Below are 17,080 nucleotides of genomic sequence, written 5' to 3'. Positions count from 1 at the left end.
CCGGGACTGGCCTGGCGCCCGTGCCCGGATCGAAAAACATGAAACAGACTGAGACACAGCAACAGGCAGCGTTCGACTATCACGAATTTCCGACCCCGGGGAAGATCTCGGTCGTCGCCAGCAAGCCGCTGGTGACGCAGCGCGATCTCGCGCTGGCATACACGCCGGGCGTGGCGGGCGTGTGCGAGGCCATCGCCGCCGATCCGCTGCAGGCGCACCGTTTCACGAGCCGCGGCAACCTGGTGGGCGTGATCACGAACGGCACGGCCGTGCTCGGCCTGGGCAACATCGGCCCGCTCGCATCGAAGCCGGTCATGGAAGGCAAGGCTGTCCTGTTCAAGAAGTTCGCGGGGATCGACGTCTTCGACATCGAGATCAACGAAACCGATCCGGATAAGCTGGTCGACATCATCGCCGGTCTCGAGCCGACCTTCGGCGGCATCAACCTCGAGGACATCAAGGCGCCCGAATGCTTCACGGTCGAGCAGAAGCTGCGCGATCGCATGAAAATTCCCGTCTTCCACGACGATCAGCACGGTACCGCCATCACCGTCTCCGCCGCGTTCATCAACGGGCTGAAGGTCGTCGGGAAATCGATTTCGGAGGTGAAGGTCGTGACGTCGGGGGCCGGAGCCGCCGCGCTGGCCTGCCTGGACCTGCTGGTCGACCTCGGGTTGCCGGTTGAAAACGTCTGGGTGACCGACATCGAGGGCGTCGTCTATCGCGGCCGCACCACGCTGATGGACCCGGCGAAGTCGCGCTTCGCGCAGGAAACCGAGGCGCGCAAGCTGGCCGACGTGATCGGCGGCGCGGACGTGTTCCTGGGCCTGTCGGTCGGCGGCATCCTGACCGCCGATATGCTGAAGGCGATGGCGCCGCGCCCGCTGATTCTCGCGCTGGCCAATCCCACCCCGGAAATCTTCCCGGAACTGGCGCATGCGACGCGCGACGACGTCGTCATCGCGACGGGCCGCTCGGATTACCCGAACCAGGTCAACAACGTCCTCTGCTTCCCGTACATCTTCCGCGGCGCGCTCGACGTCGGTGCGACGACGATCACCCGTGAAATGGAGATCGCCGCCGTTCACGCGATCGCGGGGCTGGCCGAGGAGGAGCAGAACGAAGTCGTCGCGGCGGCCTACGGTGCGTACGACGTGGCGTTCGGCGCGCAATACCTGATTCCGAAGCCGTTCGACCCGCGCCTGATCGTCCGCATCGCGCCGGCCGTGGCCAAGGCGGCGATGGAAGGCGGCGTGGCGAAGCGCCCGCTGACCGATCTCGACGCGTACGTCGAGCAACTGCAGCAATTCGTCTACCATTCCGGCGCGTTCATGAAGCCGCTGTTCGCGACGGCACGCCGGCTGGTGCGCGACGGCGGCAAGGCGCGGATCGTCTTTACCGAAGGCGAGGACGAGCGCGTGCTCCGCGCGGTGCAGGTGATCGTCGACGAGAAGCTGGCACGGCCGATCCTGGTCGGGCGCCCCGAGGTGCTGCTGGCGCGCATCGAGCGCTTCGGCCTGCGGATCCGGCTCGGGCAGGATGTCGAAGTGACCAATCCGGAATATGACGAGCGCTTCCCGCAGTACTGGACGAAGTACTGGGAACTGCGGTGCCGCGACGGCATCTCGAAGGAAATGGCGCGCGTGGAAATGCGCCGCCGCCTGACGCTGATCGGCGCGATGATGGTGCAGCTCGGCGATGCGGACGGGATGCTCTGCGGGACGGTGGGTGAGTATCACAACCACTTGCGGTTCGTCGACGAGGTGATCGGGAAGAAGCCCGGGGCGTCGACCTATGCGGCGATGAACATCCTGTTGCTCGACCAGCGGACGGTCGCGCTGGTGGATACGCACGTCAACGACAATCCCGACGCGGAGCAGATCGCGGAATTCACGATCGCCGCGGCGCGTCAGATGGAATGGCTGAACCTGACGCCGAAAGCGGCGTTGCTGTCGCGGTCGAACTTCGGGTCGGGGAGTGCGGCGTCGGGCGTGAAGATGCGCCGGGCGCTGGAGATCGTCCGGGAGCAGGCGCCGGATATCGAGGCGGACGGCGAGATGCATGGCGACTGCGCGCTCGACGAGGGCTTGCGGTCGAAGCTGCTGCCGATGTCGCCGCTGAAGGGCGCTGCCAACCTGCTGGTTTGCCCTAACGTGGATGCGGGGAATATCGCGTACAACCTGCTCAAGACCGAGGCGGGCAGCAACGTGGCGGTGGGGCCGTTCCTGCTGGGCGTCAACGCGCCGGTGAACATCCTGACGTCGAGCGCGACGGTGCGCCGGATCGTGAACATGGCGGCGTTGACGGTGATCGAGGCGAATCGCAACGCGTCTGCCTGAGCAGGCAATGGAGGCGGGGCGTGGCGGCTCCGCAACGCGCCGCGTAGCGGAATCCGGGTGGTAGCGGGTTCCGCTATCCGGTCGCCTGGAGAGCGGGTGTCGTGGGTGGTTCGTGTCGTCGCGCCGCGTGTGTCAGTGGCGGGTCGGCTGCGGCCTGCTTCGGACGTCGGGCAATCGTTTGCACGCAGCCACCCGGACCTCGGCTTTACCCTTATACGCACCCGCCGCCTTCTCCTTCGCACCGGCTTCCCGCGCCGATGCTGCAGTGAATTTAATAAGTATCACGTAACAACTTCCTCGGCGCGACACGCTGCCGCATCCTCTTTTGCTATCGATCCTAACGATCTTTTTGGGGCTCGCCACCCTCGATATCTTCCGATAATTGCCTTTTATTTTCGTCTAAAATCGCGCTTCTTCTTACTTTATGACGGGAAGTGTTTTGATTAAACTGACGAAAAATCTCTCGCGCACGGCCATCGCCGCCTGTGTCGCTTATGCCGGGCTCCTGCCTTTATCCCGGCCCGCTGAAGCCCAGGTCGAACCTCTGAAGAATCCCGTCTACGGCGTGACCCTCGACGACCTGACCAAGCTGGACGCCATCGTCGCGTCGCTGCAGAACCTGCCGTACAAGCCCACCGTGCGTGTCGTGTTCGATCCGGGTACGTCGGCCGCCGACTACTACGCACCGCTGCTGCGCCTGCATGCCGTCGCATACGTGATGGGTGAGGTCTATGATTCTTACTATTTCCCGACGGATCTCGCCACGTACAAGGCCAGAACGCAGGAACTGGTGTCGCAGTTGAAGAACACGGTCGACGTCTGGGAGATCGCGAACGAAATCAACGGCGAATGGCTGCGTACCGACCCGAGCGGCACCAACACGGTGGTCAACTCGGAGGAGCAGCAGATCGGTCAGATGGTTGCCGCGGCAAACCAGATCGTCAAATCGAACGGCGGCAAGACGGCCATCACGCTGTACTACAACGACGACAGCAAGGGCAACAACTGCTGGGAGAAGCCGCAGGATTACTGGAAGACGTGGCCGACCGCGTTCCTGTCCTCGACGGTCCGCCAGCAAGCCGACTACGCACTGTTCAGCTACTACCCGTACCAGGATTGCCCGGGGTTGAATCCGACGTGGAAGAACGATTTCGCGGCGCTGGAAAGCATCTTCCCGAACGCGAAGGTCGGCTTCGGCGAAATCGGTACCTCGGATACGGCCGCGCCGGCGTCGGTGCAGCAGAACCTGATCAAGACGTACTACCCGATGGTCAACACCATGAACGATCCGCGCTTCATCGGTGGATTCTTCTGGTGGAACTACGCCGAGCAAATGGTGCCGTATTCGACGAGCTCGTACTTCCAGCTGTTGCGTCAAACGATCATCACGCTCAAGGCGCCCAACTAAGCGAAATGCGCCATCCATGAGCAAGCGTCAGCGTCGTTGTCAGAACCACAATGTCGCGCGTACCACGAGACCACGTGCGCGTGCCGCTGACGTCAACCCGAACCGGTATTGCACCGTGACATCGAGATAGCTTGCCGGCGCGCTATAGCGGCCTTCGCGAAACCAGTATCGCAGCTGGACGCCTGGCCCGGCACCGATCGCCGTCTTGTCCGGCTGCCGATTGTCGTGATCGCCGGCCACCGCGGCGTGCGGGTAGATGGTCAGCCGATCGCTGATCATCGGCAAACGCCAGGTGTGCCCGTAACGCAACTCCGAATAGATGATGTATCGCCCCGCGCTGATGAAGTAAGCGCCTTCGACGTATGCCTGCCAGCTGCGCCAGCTCGGCTCGGTGACCCTCAGGTCGGTCCCGCCTTCCGACGAATAACCCAGGCGCATCAGCCAGTCCGTCATCGACTGGCTGCCGACGTGGAACAGCCGCTCGGCGGTCAGCACGACGTTCTGGTCGGGCAGCGGCTTGTAGCGCGCGCCCACCGAACCCTGCACGGTCGGCAGTCCGGTCGTGTTGCCCGATCCGTCGTAGGCCGTGCCGTATCCGCGCACGAAGAACTGGAAGATGCGGCCGTTCTGATAGCCGATCTTCGGCGGCTGCCAATACGCTTCCACACCCGGCTGCAGCACGCTGATGGTGCCTTGTGGACCGAACGCGGCCGACTGGTACGGCACACTCAGCACGAAACCCCAGCTGCGCTGAAGCTGCTCGACCTCCCGCCGATAGCCGAACTTGCGTTGCGCATCGAACGCGTGTTCGTTTTCATCGGCGTCGAGGCTGTGCTCGAACAGATCGATGGACTCCTGGTTCAGCCCGATTCGCTTGGCGGCGTAGCCCGCGTCCGCGTAGTTCATCGCATTGCCGGCACCGCCGGAAAATCCCGCCTGAAATGCGTCGAGCGCCTCGCGATCCTTGTGCTCGCGCAGGAGGTCATAGGCGTCCTGCAACTTCTGTTGCGCGGTATTGTCGACCGGCGCGTCGGCGGCCTGGTCGTCCTGCCGCGCCTGCACCGCGATCGATGCGGCCATGTTGCGCTCGCCGTCGGTCGTCGCGTCGCCGGCCGCCAGGTCGGCCATGCGGATGGCGGTGTCGCGGTCGCCTGCCTGCAGGCTCATCTGCGCGATGCGCACCTGGATCACGGCCGATTTTTCATCGGCCAGCGGCGCCAGCGCGATGCCGGCTTCATGCGGAAGCTTCGCCGCGAGCGCGCTGTCCGACCAGGCGAGACGCAGGTTGCGCTGCTGTTCCTTGCTCCATTTCCCGGTCGCGACGGCGGCCGCAAAATCACGGCAGGCAACGTCGTAGCGCATCTGGCGCTGCGCCAGGTAGCCATGCTGCGCGCGTACCGCCGCACTCTTCGGAAAACGAACGATCAGCGATTCCACCATCGAATCCGCTTCGTCGACTTTTCCTTCCCGTCTGTATACGTCGACGAGCAGCAGCCCGAGCTGTTCGCTTCCGGGCTGAATCTTGATGGCGCGCGACGCATACCCTTCCGCGAGGGGCAGGTCGCCGGCATTGATTGCCTTGTAGGCGCTGTCGGCGAGCTTGTAGGCCTTGGGCGTCAGTGGTTGCGCGGCGGATGCCGGTGCCTGCCAGGCCAGCGACACGGCGATCGCCAGCGCGCTCAACCGTGCGCAGCGCTTGAGGCCGGCCGCGATCCGGAGTCTCGAATGCTTCATGCGTGTTCTCCCGACGGTCTTTGCGCGGGAGCACCTTGCTGCGCGGCCGGGTCGCCGTCGCGCATGCGCGTGAGTTCGACGAAGCGCGAGTGGCGGGCGAGCTCGGCGGCAATCTCCAAATCGCTGGCAATGAAATAGGCCACCTTCGCCCGGGCGCCGCGCCGCACGACATCCTGTTCGTCCGGCGTGAGCGGCCGCCCGACCGCGATGTTCAACGTGCCGTCGTCCGCTGTTGAAAACGGGACGGCCCGGTACGCGTACTGCAGCTCGAATGCGAGCGAATCCGCGAAGTGGCCCACCGCGACGTTGCCCAGGCTCACCCGGGGCAGCTCGGATTGCTCGGCGATCGCATCCGCAAGCGATTCGGCCGAGATCTCGCTACCTTCGATCAACAATTCGCCCAGCCGCTTGCCGCAGGTCAGTTGTTTCTCGAGGCTCGCCTGCAATTGCTCCAGCGTGACCACGCCCCAACCGACGAGGATCTCGCCGATCTTGAGGCGCGCCTTCCCAAGCTCCATGTTCGACAGGTAGGTATGACTGGTCTTGTCCCACGCGATGGGCTTGCCGCTCACGAGATGGCCGAGATAGATGCGCCACGCACGGCAGACCGCGTAGAAGTTGATCAGGTTGTTGACGAACATCCGCGGAATCGACAGCAGCCCCTGGAGCGGGCCGTTCAGCTTGCTGACGAAGTGATAGCGCTGCCCGGCACGCGCAAACAGCATGGCGGCATTCACCCACAGCAGCGGCGTGACCCACGAGCTTCCCATGCTGGCCGATGCGCCGGCAGGGAGGACAACGCCGGCGCGCTGGAGCGCCGCAAGCAGCAGGAAGTTGAGCAGCACGGCATAGGCAATCACCGAAAACAACGATGTCACGATGCCCTTGCGATCGTGGAAGAACATGTAGCGGGTGAGCAGGTTGCCTTTCCAGCCGAGCTGCTCCCAGCCCTGAAAGGCGATGCCGAGAATCCAGCGCGCGCGCTGACGGTACGCGGTGCGAAATGTCTTCGGAAAATACTCGCGCGTGGCCAGCAGGTTTCGATTGACGACGTTGCCGGTTGCACGCTGGCCGCCGGTGTCGCGTGCGATATCCGAAAGCGGGAAACGGGCAAAGGTTTCCTTCATGCCGAGGTCCCGCAGCCGAAAGCTGAAGTCATAGTCTTCGGTCAGCGAACCGGTGTTGAACGGGCAACCGTTGCGTTCCTTCATCGCCGCTTCGATCGAGCGCCGGCTGTAGCAGGACGCCACGCCCGCGCCCGGGACGATGCCGGTCAGCCGGGCGCGCACCGGTACGTCCTTCTGGTGCGTTTCGCTGAAGTCGTCGAGGTAGCAGCCGGCGACGAACTCGTTCCATTTCCGCGGCAAGGACAGCACGGGAAGCTGGACCAGGTCGCTATCCGCCACCGCGTGGTTGAGGTACTTGAGTTCGACCGGATGAATGACGTCCTCGCAGTCGTGCATGACGACGCCCGCGAACTGAATGTGATGGACCGCTTCGTAGCGCAGGATGGCTTCGACGATCCAGTTCAGGCAGTCCGCCTTGCAGGTCGGCCCGTCGTTCATGACGGTCGCGCGTGTGACCCGGCCCGGATACCGGCGGACCATCCGTTCGACCTCGGCCGTGGTTTCGGCATCGTTGTGATAGGTGCCGACGAATATCACGTATCGCTCGTACTCGAGCGTCGCCAACGTGTTTTCTATCATCTTGGCGATCACGTCATATTCTTTCCACGCCGGTACCATCAGCGCCAGATGCCGCTCTTCCAGCGCGCGCAGCATGCCGATATCGATCGTTTGCGATTTTTCGCGGCGCAGGATACGCCCGATTTCAAAGGACCAATAGCAGGCATCCAGCGTGAGGTCATCCAGTGTGCTGACCAGGATGACGATTGCGGTCACAATGGTGACGATGTCAAGCGCATATAAGTACGCACTCCAAACCATGTTGTCCATCATCTTTTCCGCGCTGTTATCTTGTATTTGATTATTTCCCCTCGTGCCGACGCAAGACGAAACGTTCACTCGTCCTCGTCGCCCCCGTCACGTCCACTGCGTGGTGTGGGCCACGCGAATGCCTGCCGCTCGAAAAAGCGCCGCGCAGGGCGCGAGCTTCCTCGATGCAGCCGCGTCACATCGCCAACGATGCAACGTGTTCAGTGGATGACTTTTCGACAGCCCATTTCCGCCTGCCTGCCTCCGTCACTGCATCCTTCAACGCTTGCAGCCGCTTTCCGCCCGGCGCACGCGCATGGCTCCCCGCGCATCGACTTCGCAACACAGTGCTCATGTAGCAAGTCGTGCGCCATCGCCGCGCGACCCTTGACGTTGCGGGCGTCGCGGACCGCCGCACAGGATCTACCCGCCGAATCCGAGCCAAATGTTTCAGTGCTGAAACACGAGGCGGATCGACCCGATGACACATCGTTCTCGGACCCTCGGCACGTGCCCGGCTGCCGCCCGCTGCACATCGTTACGCGATGCCAGCGGTGACCGGCGGGATGAATTGGCGCTGAACCGAATATCGGGCGCGTCGGTCGCTGTTGCGCGTGCGAGCGTGCCGTCCGCGACGATCGTCGCATCGCGACTTGCGAAGCGTGGGGCACAACAGGTTTCACCCGGGGTGCATGAACGGGTTTCGCGTGGTTGTCCGATTAAATTCGTGGCACCGCCGCGTTGCACGCCTGAAACGTTTTATCGACGTAATTTTCAAGCGCCTCGATGCGCCAATTTCCGCGCCTTGGCGCTATGCCCATTTGCGACGGATGGTACGGTTCTAGCTTGAATATCAAACCGTCTCCTACCGGATTTATTTGTCTGGTTTCATTTGCGCATCAAAATATTTACGACATGGCGCCCCGATTCCGGATGGTGATTCGACGTAATCGTTTCGCTAACGAGATGAATTTATTTTGCATATCAAAGGATGAAAATCATGCCTTCGCATCGCAATCAATCTTTTGGAAACGGGTTGAGCGCCGCCGGATCAATCGCCGCATTGATCACGACACTCGTCTTCGCCGTCGGCGTTCAGGATGTGGGTGCGCAGCAGACGAGTAACTCCTCTGCCCAGAAGATCAAGCCGCCTCCGCTGCCGAACGGTTCGGCGCAGGTCAACGTGAAAGCCGGCATGTCCGACGAGGATTGGGAAAAGGCGTACAAGGAAACGGGCCGCCCGAAGTTCAGCAAGAATTCCGTCAAGAAACTCAATGGCAATGTGGAACGTGAATAGGGAGAAACGGTCATGAAAAGGATCTTGCTCGTCATCGCCCTGCTTGCGGGACTCGCGCAAATGACATTGCCGGGCACCGCATACGCGCAGGCCACCACTGCCCATACGCTCATCCTGTACGACAATCCGGCCAACGATCCGTTTTCGAAGCTGGGCCTGATGTACAGCATCATGCTGAGGAACCTGCTGGGTCACTTCAATACGACGGTCGATCTGGTTCCGATCCAGAACTACACGGCCGGCATGGTCGGGAATCACGATGCCACGTTCTATATCGGCGATTACTACAACAACCCGATTCCGACCGCGTTCATGAGCGACGTGATGACCACCAAGAAGACGGTGGTCTGGTTCAAGTACAACCTGTGGCAACTGGCCTGGAACACGGCCTACACGTTCAACCAGACCTTCGGGTTCAGCTTCGTGGGCCTTGCCGGGATGAACGCGACGCCTTCGTCGAGTAATCCGAATCCCGGCTTCTACGACACGGTCACGTACAAGAACCTGCCGATGGTCAAGTACTACGCCTATAACGCGTCGACCGGCGTCATCAACGCGGATCCGGATGTCGGCCTGACCCAGGTCGTCGATGCCACCAAGGCGCAGGCGCTCGTCACCATTAAGAACAGCAAGAGCGGCGCAACGGCGCCGTACATCATGCGCTCGGGCAACTTCTGGTACTTCGCCGACATGCCGTTTTCCTACATCGGACCGACGGACCGCTACCTGGTGATCTGCGACATCCTGCACGACATCCTGCAGACCAATGCACCGGTGAATCATCGTGCGCTCGTCCGCCTGGAGGACCTCGACGCGCATACGACCACGAGTTCGATGCAGCTGCTGACGAACTACATGTACTCGAAGAAGATCCCATTCACGATGGCAACCATCCCGTTGTATACGGATCCGAACGGCTACTACAACGGCGGCGTGCCGGAGACGATCCATCTGGCGCAGGCGACGGGCCTCAAGCGAGCGCTGAATTACGCGCTCTTGCGCGGCGGCTCGATCGTGATGCACGGCTATACGCACCAGTACGATTCGACGCCGAACCTGCTGACTGCAGTCAGCGGCAGCGACTACGAGTTCTGGTACGCCGTGCAGAACCGGCCGGTTGATGAGGACTCCGTCCAATGGGCGGAGGGAAGAATGGCCGACGGCCTGCTCGAGTTCACGCTCAACGGTTACAAGGTCGTAGGCTGGGCTGCACCGCAGTACCAGATGTCGCCGGCTGCTTCGTCGGCCACGGCGCTCACGTTCCCGACCACGTTCCAGCGGGCCGTGTATTACACGTCGACCAATCCCCGCATCGGCACGGGTGCGGCCAACCAGGACTTTTCGGCCGGGCAGTTTTTCCCGTACATCATCAACTCCGATTACTACGGGCAGCGGATCATTCCGGAAAACCTGGGCAGCGTGCAGTACAACATCTGCAATATCGACCCGTTCTCGTGCATCACTTACACGTGGCAGCAAATCGTGACCAATGCCCAGTATGGCCTGGCGGTGCGGGACGGTTTCGCGTCGTTCTTCTTCCATCCGTACTGGCTCGAACCGGATCTCGGATTGCCGGCGTATCAGGACTTCCAGAGCATGATCACCGGCATTACGAATCTCGGCTACACGTGGGTGGACGGCGCGACGGCCAAGTGACGCCGACGTAGCGACAACCCCGTGCGACCCGCATTGACAACGCGGGTCGCACGTTTGCATTTGATCGGCTACGATGACGCGCAGGCATGCTTCCAGGGAGCCAGCGATGACCACGTATGCGATCCCGGCCTGGCGCAGGATTCGACGGCGCATGGGCCGGCTTCGGCTCGCAGGGCCGCCAGGCCCGCTTACCGACGCGCCGCGTTCGCCTCGCGCGGCGACGCTCGCGGCGATCGGCGCATCGCTCGTCGTGGCCGCCTGCAGCTGGACCGCGCACGACGTGCACGCGGACGGCATCGTCTGGCAGGTGGACAACACGACGACGAATCCCGTCGGCAACTGGCAGATACTCGGCATACACGATCTGCTGATTCAGTGGACCGTCGTCGACGATACCGCGTTCATCGCCAACACCCGCATCCAGCCTGCTGCGCACCTGCCAGACTGGGAACGTATCGGTCGTGAGCCATGGGCTCGAAACGTGATCCTGGGCCTCGCCGGCTACCAGGACGAAAAACGTGCGCGCACGCATCTGTCGACGCTCGTCGACCAGTCGCTGGAAGTGGCGCGCGCAACGGTCCCGCTGCATGTGACCGGCTACTACTTCCCCGTCGAAATCGATCCGACCTGGCAGGACGCGCCCAAGCTCGCCGCAGTCCTGCAACGGCTGCCGCGTCCGCTCTGGGTGAGCGTGTACGACCAGACCAACATCGGCGGAAAAGCGCTCGCGGACTGGCTCGCAGCGTGGCTGCCCGCGGACGTCGGCGTGTTCTTCCAGGATGGCTGCGGCGTCTATGCCCGCGAGGCGTACGTCGCGCGCAGCTACCTCGACGAACTCGTTTCAAAACTGGGCAAGCAACGCGTGCGGGTGATCGCCGAGGCGTTCCGGCCTGCCGAGCGTGGCGGGTTTCGCGCCGCCAGCGCTGACGAGCTGAGCACGCAACTGGTGGCGTATCGCGGCTATTCGGTCTATCTGTTCGACGGTCCGCACTACGTGTCGGACGACCTCACGCGCGCGCTCTCGACGTGGAAGCCCAAGCCGCCGCCGCCCGCGCCTGCGGGGCCGGCGCACTGATTCGGCCGGATCCCGGCCGAGCGGGGCGGGCAGGGTGAGCGCGTGGCGAAACGAAACAATCGGGCGGATTGGCTTTCCGCTGGCAACACGTGCGCGGAACCCGGTGCCGAAACGCTGGCGCACAGCGCGTTCCGCTGCTCTCGCCCACGTCCCATGTGATGACCAAACCGCAAGACCTAGTGCATAGATATCGTTTGCCGCGGCCTTAATGACTATCGACAATCGTGGCTCGATTTCACCGCCGTGGCGCCAGAAGCGCCGCGGTGGCCGGTATCGGGCGGCTATCCCGGCCGTCCGCGCCATCCAGCTCACGACGACATGTACGCGTTCACTCCCTCATTCCAGAATCCCGCCGGCTCGCCGATCCGCGAACTGTTCAAGTACCTGTCCGAACCGGGCATGATTTCCTTCGCGGGCGGTTATCCGGCCAGCGACCTGTTCGACGTCGACGGCCTGAACGCAGCCGCCGAGCGCGCGTACGCGCAGCCCGTGCGCTGCCTGCAATACGGTCCGACCGACGGCCTCGCCGAACTGAAGCAGCAACTGATCGCGCTGATGGGGCGCCGCGGCGTGGCGTGCACACCGGCCGAGCTGCTCGTCACGACCGGTTCGCAGCAGGGCCTCGACCTGCTGCTGCGCGTGATGGTGTCGCCCGGCGACGTCGTGCTGACCGAGCAGCCGGCTTACCCGGCGACGCTGCAGGCGATGCGCTTGCAGCAGGCGCGCATCGTGACGATTCCGGTCGACGGCGCGGGCCTCGACGTCGATCGTCTCGGCGAACAGCTGGCGTCCGGCGCGATCGCGCAACCGAAGCTGCTCTACACGGTCCCGACCTTCGCGAACCCGACGGGCGCGACGCTCACGCGCGAGCGCCGGCTGAAGCTGCTGCGTCTCGCGGTGCAATACCGTTTCCTGATCATCGAGGACGATCCGTACGGCGACCTGCGTTTCGCGGGCGAAGCCGTGCCGTCGATGCTGGCACTCGCCGATGAAGTGGACGGCGCGCGCGACTGGATCGTGCATTTCGCGAGCCTGTCGAAGATCGTCGCGCCGGGGCTGCGCGTGGGCTGGACGATCGCGCCGGCCGAGATCGCGCGGCGCTGCGTGATCGCGAAGCAGACGGTCGATCTGTGCAGCACGCCGTGGACCCAGGCGGCGGCCGCCGAGTATCTGGCCGACGGTGCGCTCGAACGCCATCTGCCGCGCATCACGGCCGCGTACCAGCGCAAATGCGACGCGATGTGCGACGCGTTGCGCGACGGCCTGGGCGATGCGATCGAATTCCATCGTCCCGAAGGCGGGATGTTCGTGTGGGCGCGGATCGGCGCGGTGTCGTCGGACGTGCTGCTGCAACAGGCGATCGCGAACAAGATCGTGTTCGTGCCGGGCAAGGCGTTCTTCGCGGACAACGTCGACGCGGCCTCGCTGCGCCTGTCGTTCGCCGCGCCCGACGTCGACGCGATCCGGGAAGGCGTTGCGCGCCTCGTGCGCGCGTATGGTGCGGCGCTGGCCGCGTGAGGAGACACCGACATGACTATCACCGTCAACGACACCGTATCGATGGGCGCAGCGCCGGGCGCGGGCGATAACCGGCCGGTTGCGCACCGGTCGTCGCAGATCAGCGCCGGGCCGCAGTATGTGGCCGACGTGCTCGGCCGCTTCGGCGCGGAGCCGGCGGCCGACCTCGGCGACGCGGCACCGGTCGTACGCGGCTACAACTGAGCCGCCCGGCGACGGCCGGCGCGTCGCGCGCGTGCCGTCGCCGCGGCAAACGGTTAAGCTGGCGCGATCGCAACCCGCACGATCACCGCTTCGTCATGCCCGACTCCCCTTCCGAATCGCTCGCGCAAACCTACGAGCGCCTGTGGTCCTGCCTCGAATCCGGCGTGAGTGCGCAGCGCTCGCCGTTCACGATGCTGCAGGCCGCGACGCTCGGCATCGACGGCGCGCCGAAGGTGCGCACAATCGTGTTGCGTCAGGTGAGCCGCGCCGATCGCGTGCTGTCGTTTCATACCGATGCGCGTTCGGAGAAGGTCGCGGAGCTGCGCCGCGATCCACGCATCGCGCTCGTCGCCAACGATCTCGATGCGCTCGTGCAGATTCGCGTGGAAGGTGCGGCATCGATCTGCGACGACGAAGCGCAACGGCGCGCGGTCTGGCAAGCGAGCCGTCCGCGTACGCTGCTGTTGTATCGCGCTCCGTTGCCGCCGGGTACGCCGGTCGCGTCGCCGGAAGCCGCGCATGTCGACAACGCCGCATCAACCGGCGACGGCTACGACAACTTCTGCCTGCTCCACGTGACCGTGACGCGCATCGACTGGCTCGAACTCGCGCGCCCCGGCCATCGCCGCGCGGTATTCGACCTGCACGAAGGCGGCTACGAAGGCCGCTGGGTCGCGCCCTGACGCTGCCGAAGCCCGCTCAAGGGCGCCCGTCCGACACGGCCTGCGTGGCCATCCACCCGCGCATCACGACGATCGCATCGTCATCGCGCCGCTCGGCCGGATACACGAGATAGAACCCCACCGACAGCGGAAACGCGAAGTCGAACGGCTTGCACAGCCTGCCCGCGGCGATGTCGCGCTCGACCAGCGGATCGGTGGCAAGGGCGATGCCCTGGCCGGCGACGGCCGCATCGATCGCGAGCGACGTCTGGTTGAAGCGCAGCCCCTTGTGCGGATCGATGTCGACGGGCTCGGGCATCGCGGCGAGGAACTCGGGCCACAGGTCGTGCGCGTCGTGCAGCAGCACGTGGCCCGCGAGCGCGCGCGGCGACGCGGGCGCGGCCAGCAGCGCGGGGCTGCACACCGCACACACGTCGAGCGGGAACAGCGCATGCGTGGCGAGATGCTTGCCGAACGGCGGCTTGCCATAGCGGATCGCGAGATCGACGCCGTCGTGGCGGAACGTCGCGATCTGCGGGTCGGCGATCACGCGCACGTCGTAGTCGGGATGCGCATCGGTGAACTGCGCAAGCCGCGGGATCAGCCATTTCGACGCGAACGACGGCGTCGTGCTGATCGTCAGCGCCGCGCGGCGCTTCACGAGCTTGTCGGTCGCGTCGGCGATCGCATGCAGCGCGCGCTGCACGTCGGAGAAATACGCGGCGCCGTCGTGCGTCAGCGCGAGGCCGCGCGGCAGGCGCTCGAACAGCTTCAGGCCGAGCACGTCCTCGAGGTGGCGCACCTGCTGCGCGACGGCGCCCTGCGTGACGCCGATCTCGTCGGCGGCGGCGCGGAAATTGAGGTGTCGCGCGGACACTTCGAACGCACGAAGCGCATTCAGCGGCGGCAGGCGGGAGGGGCGAGGCGGCATCGTCAGGCTGTAGAAAAACTATCGGCTGGCGGCAGAAATACTGGTTCGACAGTCGGGGTGGATGCGCCTACATTACCACCATGGCGCGCCGAACGGCGGCTGCGGCGGCAGGATTCGAACGAGGAGCACATCGTGACTGTAGAAAAAGTAGCGTTGATCACGGCGGCAGGCAAGGGCATGGGCGCGGCGATCGCGCGCGAACTGGCGGCGACGGGCTATCGCGTCGCGCTGATGTCGCCGTCGGGCAGCGCGGTGGCGCTCGGCGAGGAACTGGGCGGGTTCGGCATCCAGGGCTCGGTGACGGAGGAAGCCGACATCGACCGGCTCGTGCAGGAAACGGTAGCGCGCTACGGTCGCATCGATGCGGTCGTGAACAACACCGGGCACCCGCCGAAGGGCGATCTGCTGGCGATCACCGACGACAACTGGCACGCGGGGCTCGACCTGATCCTGCTGAACGTGGTGCGCGTGATGCGCCGCGTGACGCCGATCTTCCAGAAGCAGGGCGGCGGCGCGGTGGTCAACATCTCCAGCTTCGCGGCGGATGCGCCCGAGCAGCCGATGCCCGTTTCGTCGGCGTTGCGCGCGGCGCTGAGCGCGTGGACGCGGCTTTACGCGGAACGCTATGCGGCCGAGAACATCCGGATGAACGCGGTGCTGCCGGGCTTCATCGACAGCTGGCCGGAAACGCCGGAGATCGTCGCGCGCATTCCCGCCGGCCGCTTCGGCAAGACCGGCGAGATCGCGAAGACGGTCGCGTTCCTGCTGTCGGACGGCGCGGGCTACATCACCGGGCAGAACATTCGCGTCGACGGCGCGATCGTCAAGGCGCTCTGAGCGTCGCGCCGGCGGGCGGCCGCAGAGGCCGGGCCGCTCGCCGTGCTGCCGCTACAAACGCGTACAAATCAGACAAATACGGGATACATCAGACATTTCAAATGGGCGACGCCGCGTGACGCGGGCGCGCCGGATTGAAAGCCCGGGCGCATTGCCCGCGCGCGGCATGTTCACTTTCCACTTTACGAAAGGAGATGCCGAACGATGTCTTCCACACCGTTTTCCCCGATGCGTCGCCACCTGCTGGCCACCTCCGTGGCCGCCGGGGTCTCGGCGATGCTGCCCACCGCGCTGCATGCGGCGACCGGCGCGAGCGGCATACGCCCGTTCACCGCGCACATTCCCGACGCCGCCGTGGCCGACCTGCGCCGCCGCATTGCCGCGACGCGCTGGCCGGGCCGCGAGACCGTCGCCGACGAATCGCAAGGCGTGCGGCTTGCCCGCATGCAGGCGCTACTGCGTTACTGGGGCACCGACTACGACTGGCGCAAGGGCGAGGCGCGCCTGAACGGTTTCCCGATGTTCATCACGGAAATCGACGGGCTCGACATTCATTTCATTCACGTGCGATCGCGGCACGAGAACGCGATGCCGATGATCATGACGCACGGCTGGCCGGGCTCGATCTTCGAGTTGCTGAAGGCGATCGGCCCGCTGACCGATCCGACCGCGCATGGCGCGAGCGCGGACGATGCGTTTCACGTCGTCGTGCCGTCGTTGCCGGGCTTCGGCTTCTCGGGCCGCCCGACGCAGACCGGCTGGGGTTCCGACCACATCGCGCGCGCATGGGGCGAGCTGATGGCGCGGCTCGGCTATACGCGCTTCGTGTCGCAGGGCGGCGACTGCGGCTCGGTGATCTCGCACCGGATGGCGATGCAACGCGTGCAGGGCCTGGCCGGGATTCACGTGAACATGCCGGCGACGGTGCCGCCGGATATCGCGACGCTGCTCGCGACCGATGCTCCCGCGCCGGCTTCGCTGTCGCCGAAGGAGAAGGCCGCGTACGAGAAGCTCGCGACGTTCTATCGCGACAACTGCGGCTACTCGGCGATGATGGTCACGCGCCCGCAGACGGTCGGCTATGCGCTCGCCGATTCGCCTTCGGGTCAGGCTGCGTGGATGTACGACAAGATCTCGCAGTGGACGTACAGCGGCGGCGTGCCCGAACGTTCGATTCCGCGCGACGAGATTCTCGACGACATTTCGTTGTACTGGCTGACGAACACCGCGACGTCCGCCGCGCAGATCTATTGGGAGGATCACTCGAACAACTTCAACGCGGTGGACATCTCGCTGCCGGCTGCAATCACGGTGTTTCCGGGCGAGATCTACCAGGCGCCGCGCAGCTGGGCCGAGCGCAGTTATCACAACCTGATCTACTTCAACGAAGTCGACAAGGGCGGCCATTTCGCGGCATGGGAGGAGCCGGAGCTGTTTGCGCGTGAAGTGCGTGCCGGGTTCCGGCCGTTGCGGCGCGTGTAAGCG

13 protein-coding genes are annotated in these 17,080 nt (G+C 64.5%); 10 read left to right on the top strand and 3 right to left on the bottom strand.

Annotation, left to right across the window (positions count from 1 at the left end; genetic code table 11):
* Window positions 1–38 precede the first annotated feature (38 nt).
* Both CFB82_RS30870 and CFB82_RS30865 read left to right on the top strand, forming a co-directional pair.
* Window positions 39–2,339: an NADP-dependent malic enzyme gene (locus CFB82_RS30870; protein ID WP_089486533.1), complete on the top strand. Its 2,301-nt coding sequence runs from the start codon at window positions 39–41 to the stop codon at window positions 2,337–2,339.
* A gap of 424 nt (window positions 2,340–2,763) precedes the next feature.
* Window positions 2,764–3,747 carry a hypothetical protein gene (locus CFB82_RS30865; RefSeq protein ID WP_069250762.1) on the top strand — a complete coding sequence of 328 codons (984 nt, stop codon included), beginning with the start codon at window positions 2,764–2,766 and terminating at the stop codon, window positions 3,745–3,747.
* Between the two features lie 39 nt (window positions 3,748–3,786).
* On the opposite strand, the gene CFB82_RS30860 is transcribed toward CFB82_RS30865, so the two are convergent.
* Both CFB82_RS30860 and CFB82_RS30855 read right to left on the bottom strand, forming a co-directional pair.
* The gene (locus tag CFB82_RS30860) at window positions 3,787–5,481 is read right to left on the bottom strand and encodes a bacteriophage N4 adsorption protein A (RefSeq protein ID WP_089486532.1); all 1,695 of its coding nucleotides are present in this window, start codon (window positions 5,479–5,481) and stop codon (window positions 3,787–3,789) included.
* On the bottom strand, window positions 5,478–7,436 hold the full coding sequence (locus tag CFB82_RS30855) for a glycosyl transferase family protein (protein WP_069250764.1): 1,959 nt from the start codon (window positions 7,434–7,436) through the stop codon (window positions 5,478–5,480). Before CFB82_RS30855 ends, CFB82_RS30860 begins: the two co-directional genes overlap by 4 nt.
* Before the next feature lie 979 nt (window positions 7,437–8,415).
* On the opposite strand from CFB82_RS30855, the gene CFB82_RS30850 reads away from it, so the two are divergent.
* The 6 genes from CFB82_RS30850 (at window position 8,416) to CFB82_RS30825 (ending at window position 13,848) form a co-directional block, all read left to right on the top strand.
* Window positions 8,416–8,712, top strand: a complete 297-nt coding sequence (locus tag CFB82_RS30850; RefSeq protein WP_069252847.1) for a hypothetical protein — start codon at window positions 8,416–8,418, stop codon at window positions 8,710–8,712.
* Window positions 8,713–8,724: 12 nt separating this feature from the next.
* Window positions 8,725–10,368 carry a DUF2334 domain-containing protein gene (locus CFB82_RS30845; protein WP_069250765.1) on the top strand — a complete coding sequence of 548 codons (1,644 nt, stop codon included), beginning with the start codon at window positions 8,725–8,727 and terminating at the stop codon, window positions 10,366–10,368.
* 106 nt (window positions 10,369–10,474) lie between these two features.
* Window positions 10,475–11,443 (top strand): hypothetical protein, encoded by a 969-nt coding sequence (locus CFB82_RS30840; protein WP_089486531.1) that lies wholly within the window; start codon window positions 10,475–10,477, stop codon window positions 11,441–11,443.
* Window positions 11,444–11,761: 318 nt separating this feature from the next.
* The gene (locus CFB82_RS30835; RefSeq protein WP_089447074.1) at window positions 11,762–12,961 is read left to right on the top strand and encodes an aminotransferase-like domain-containing protein; all 1,200 of its coding nucleotides are present in this window, start codon (window positions 11,762–11,764) and stop codon (window positions 12,959–12,961) included.
* 12 nt (window positions 12,962–12,973) lie between these two features.
* Window positions 12,974–13,165 (top strand): hypothetical protein, encoded by a 192-nt coding sequence (locus CFB82_RS30830; protein ID WP_089447075.1) that lies wholly within the window; start codon window positions 12,974–12,976, stop codon window positions 13,163–13,165.
* A 95-nt stretch (window positions 13,166–13,260) separates the two neighbouring features.
* Window positions 13,261–13,848, top strand: a complete 588-nt coding sequence (locus CFB82_RS30825) for a pyridoxamine 5'-phosphate oxidase family protein (protein ID WP_089486530.1) — start codon at window positions 13,261–13,263, stop codon at window positions 13,846–13,848.
* 16 nt (window positions 13,849–13,864) lie between these two features.
* Here the strand turns inward: CFB82_RS30825 and gcvA are convergent, their stop codons facing one another.
* Window positions 13,865–14,758 carry a transcriptional regulator GcvA gene (gene gcvA / locus CFB82_RS30820; RefSeq protein WP_089486529.1) on the bottom strand — a complete coding sequence of 298 codons (894 nt, stop codon included), beginning with the start codon at window positions 14,756–14,758 and terminating at the stop codon, window positions 13,865–13,867.
* A 132-nt stretch (window positions 14,759–14,890) separates the two neighbouring features.
* Here gcvA and CFB82_RS30815 point away from each other — a divergent pair, with 132 nt between their 5' ends.
* Both CFB82_RS30815 and CFB82_RS30810 read left to right on the top strand, forming a co-directional pair.
* Window positions 14,891–15,595, top strand: coding sequence for an SDR family oxidoreductase (locus CFB82_RS30815; protein WP_034188601.1), 705 nt, complete (start codon window positions 14,891–14,893; stop codon window positions 15,593–15,595).
* Window positions 15,596–15,799: 204 nt separating this feature from the next.
* A complete protein-coding gene (locus tag CFB82_RS30810; protein ID WP_089486528.1) occupies window positions 15,800–17,077 on the top strand; it encodes an epoxide hydrolase family protein in 1,278 nt (425 codons plus the stop codon).
* The last annotated feature ends 3 nt before the right edge of the window (window positions 17,078–17,080 follow it).

It is taken from the genome of Burkholderia sp. HI2714, from assembly GCF_002223085.1.
GTDB classification, from domain to species: Bacteria; Pseudomonadota; Gammaproteobacteria; order Burkholderiales; family Burkholderiaceae; genus Burkholderia; species Burkholderia lata_D.
The sequence above is the reverse complement of the archived record's forward strand: the minus strand, read 5'-3'. Positions and strand labels throughout refer to the sequence as shown.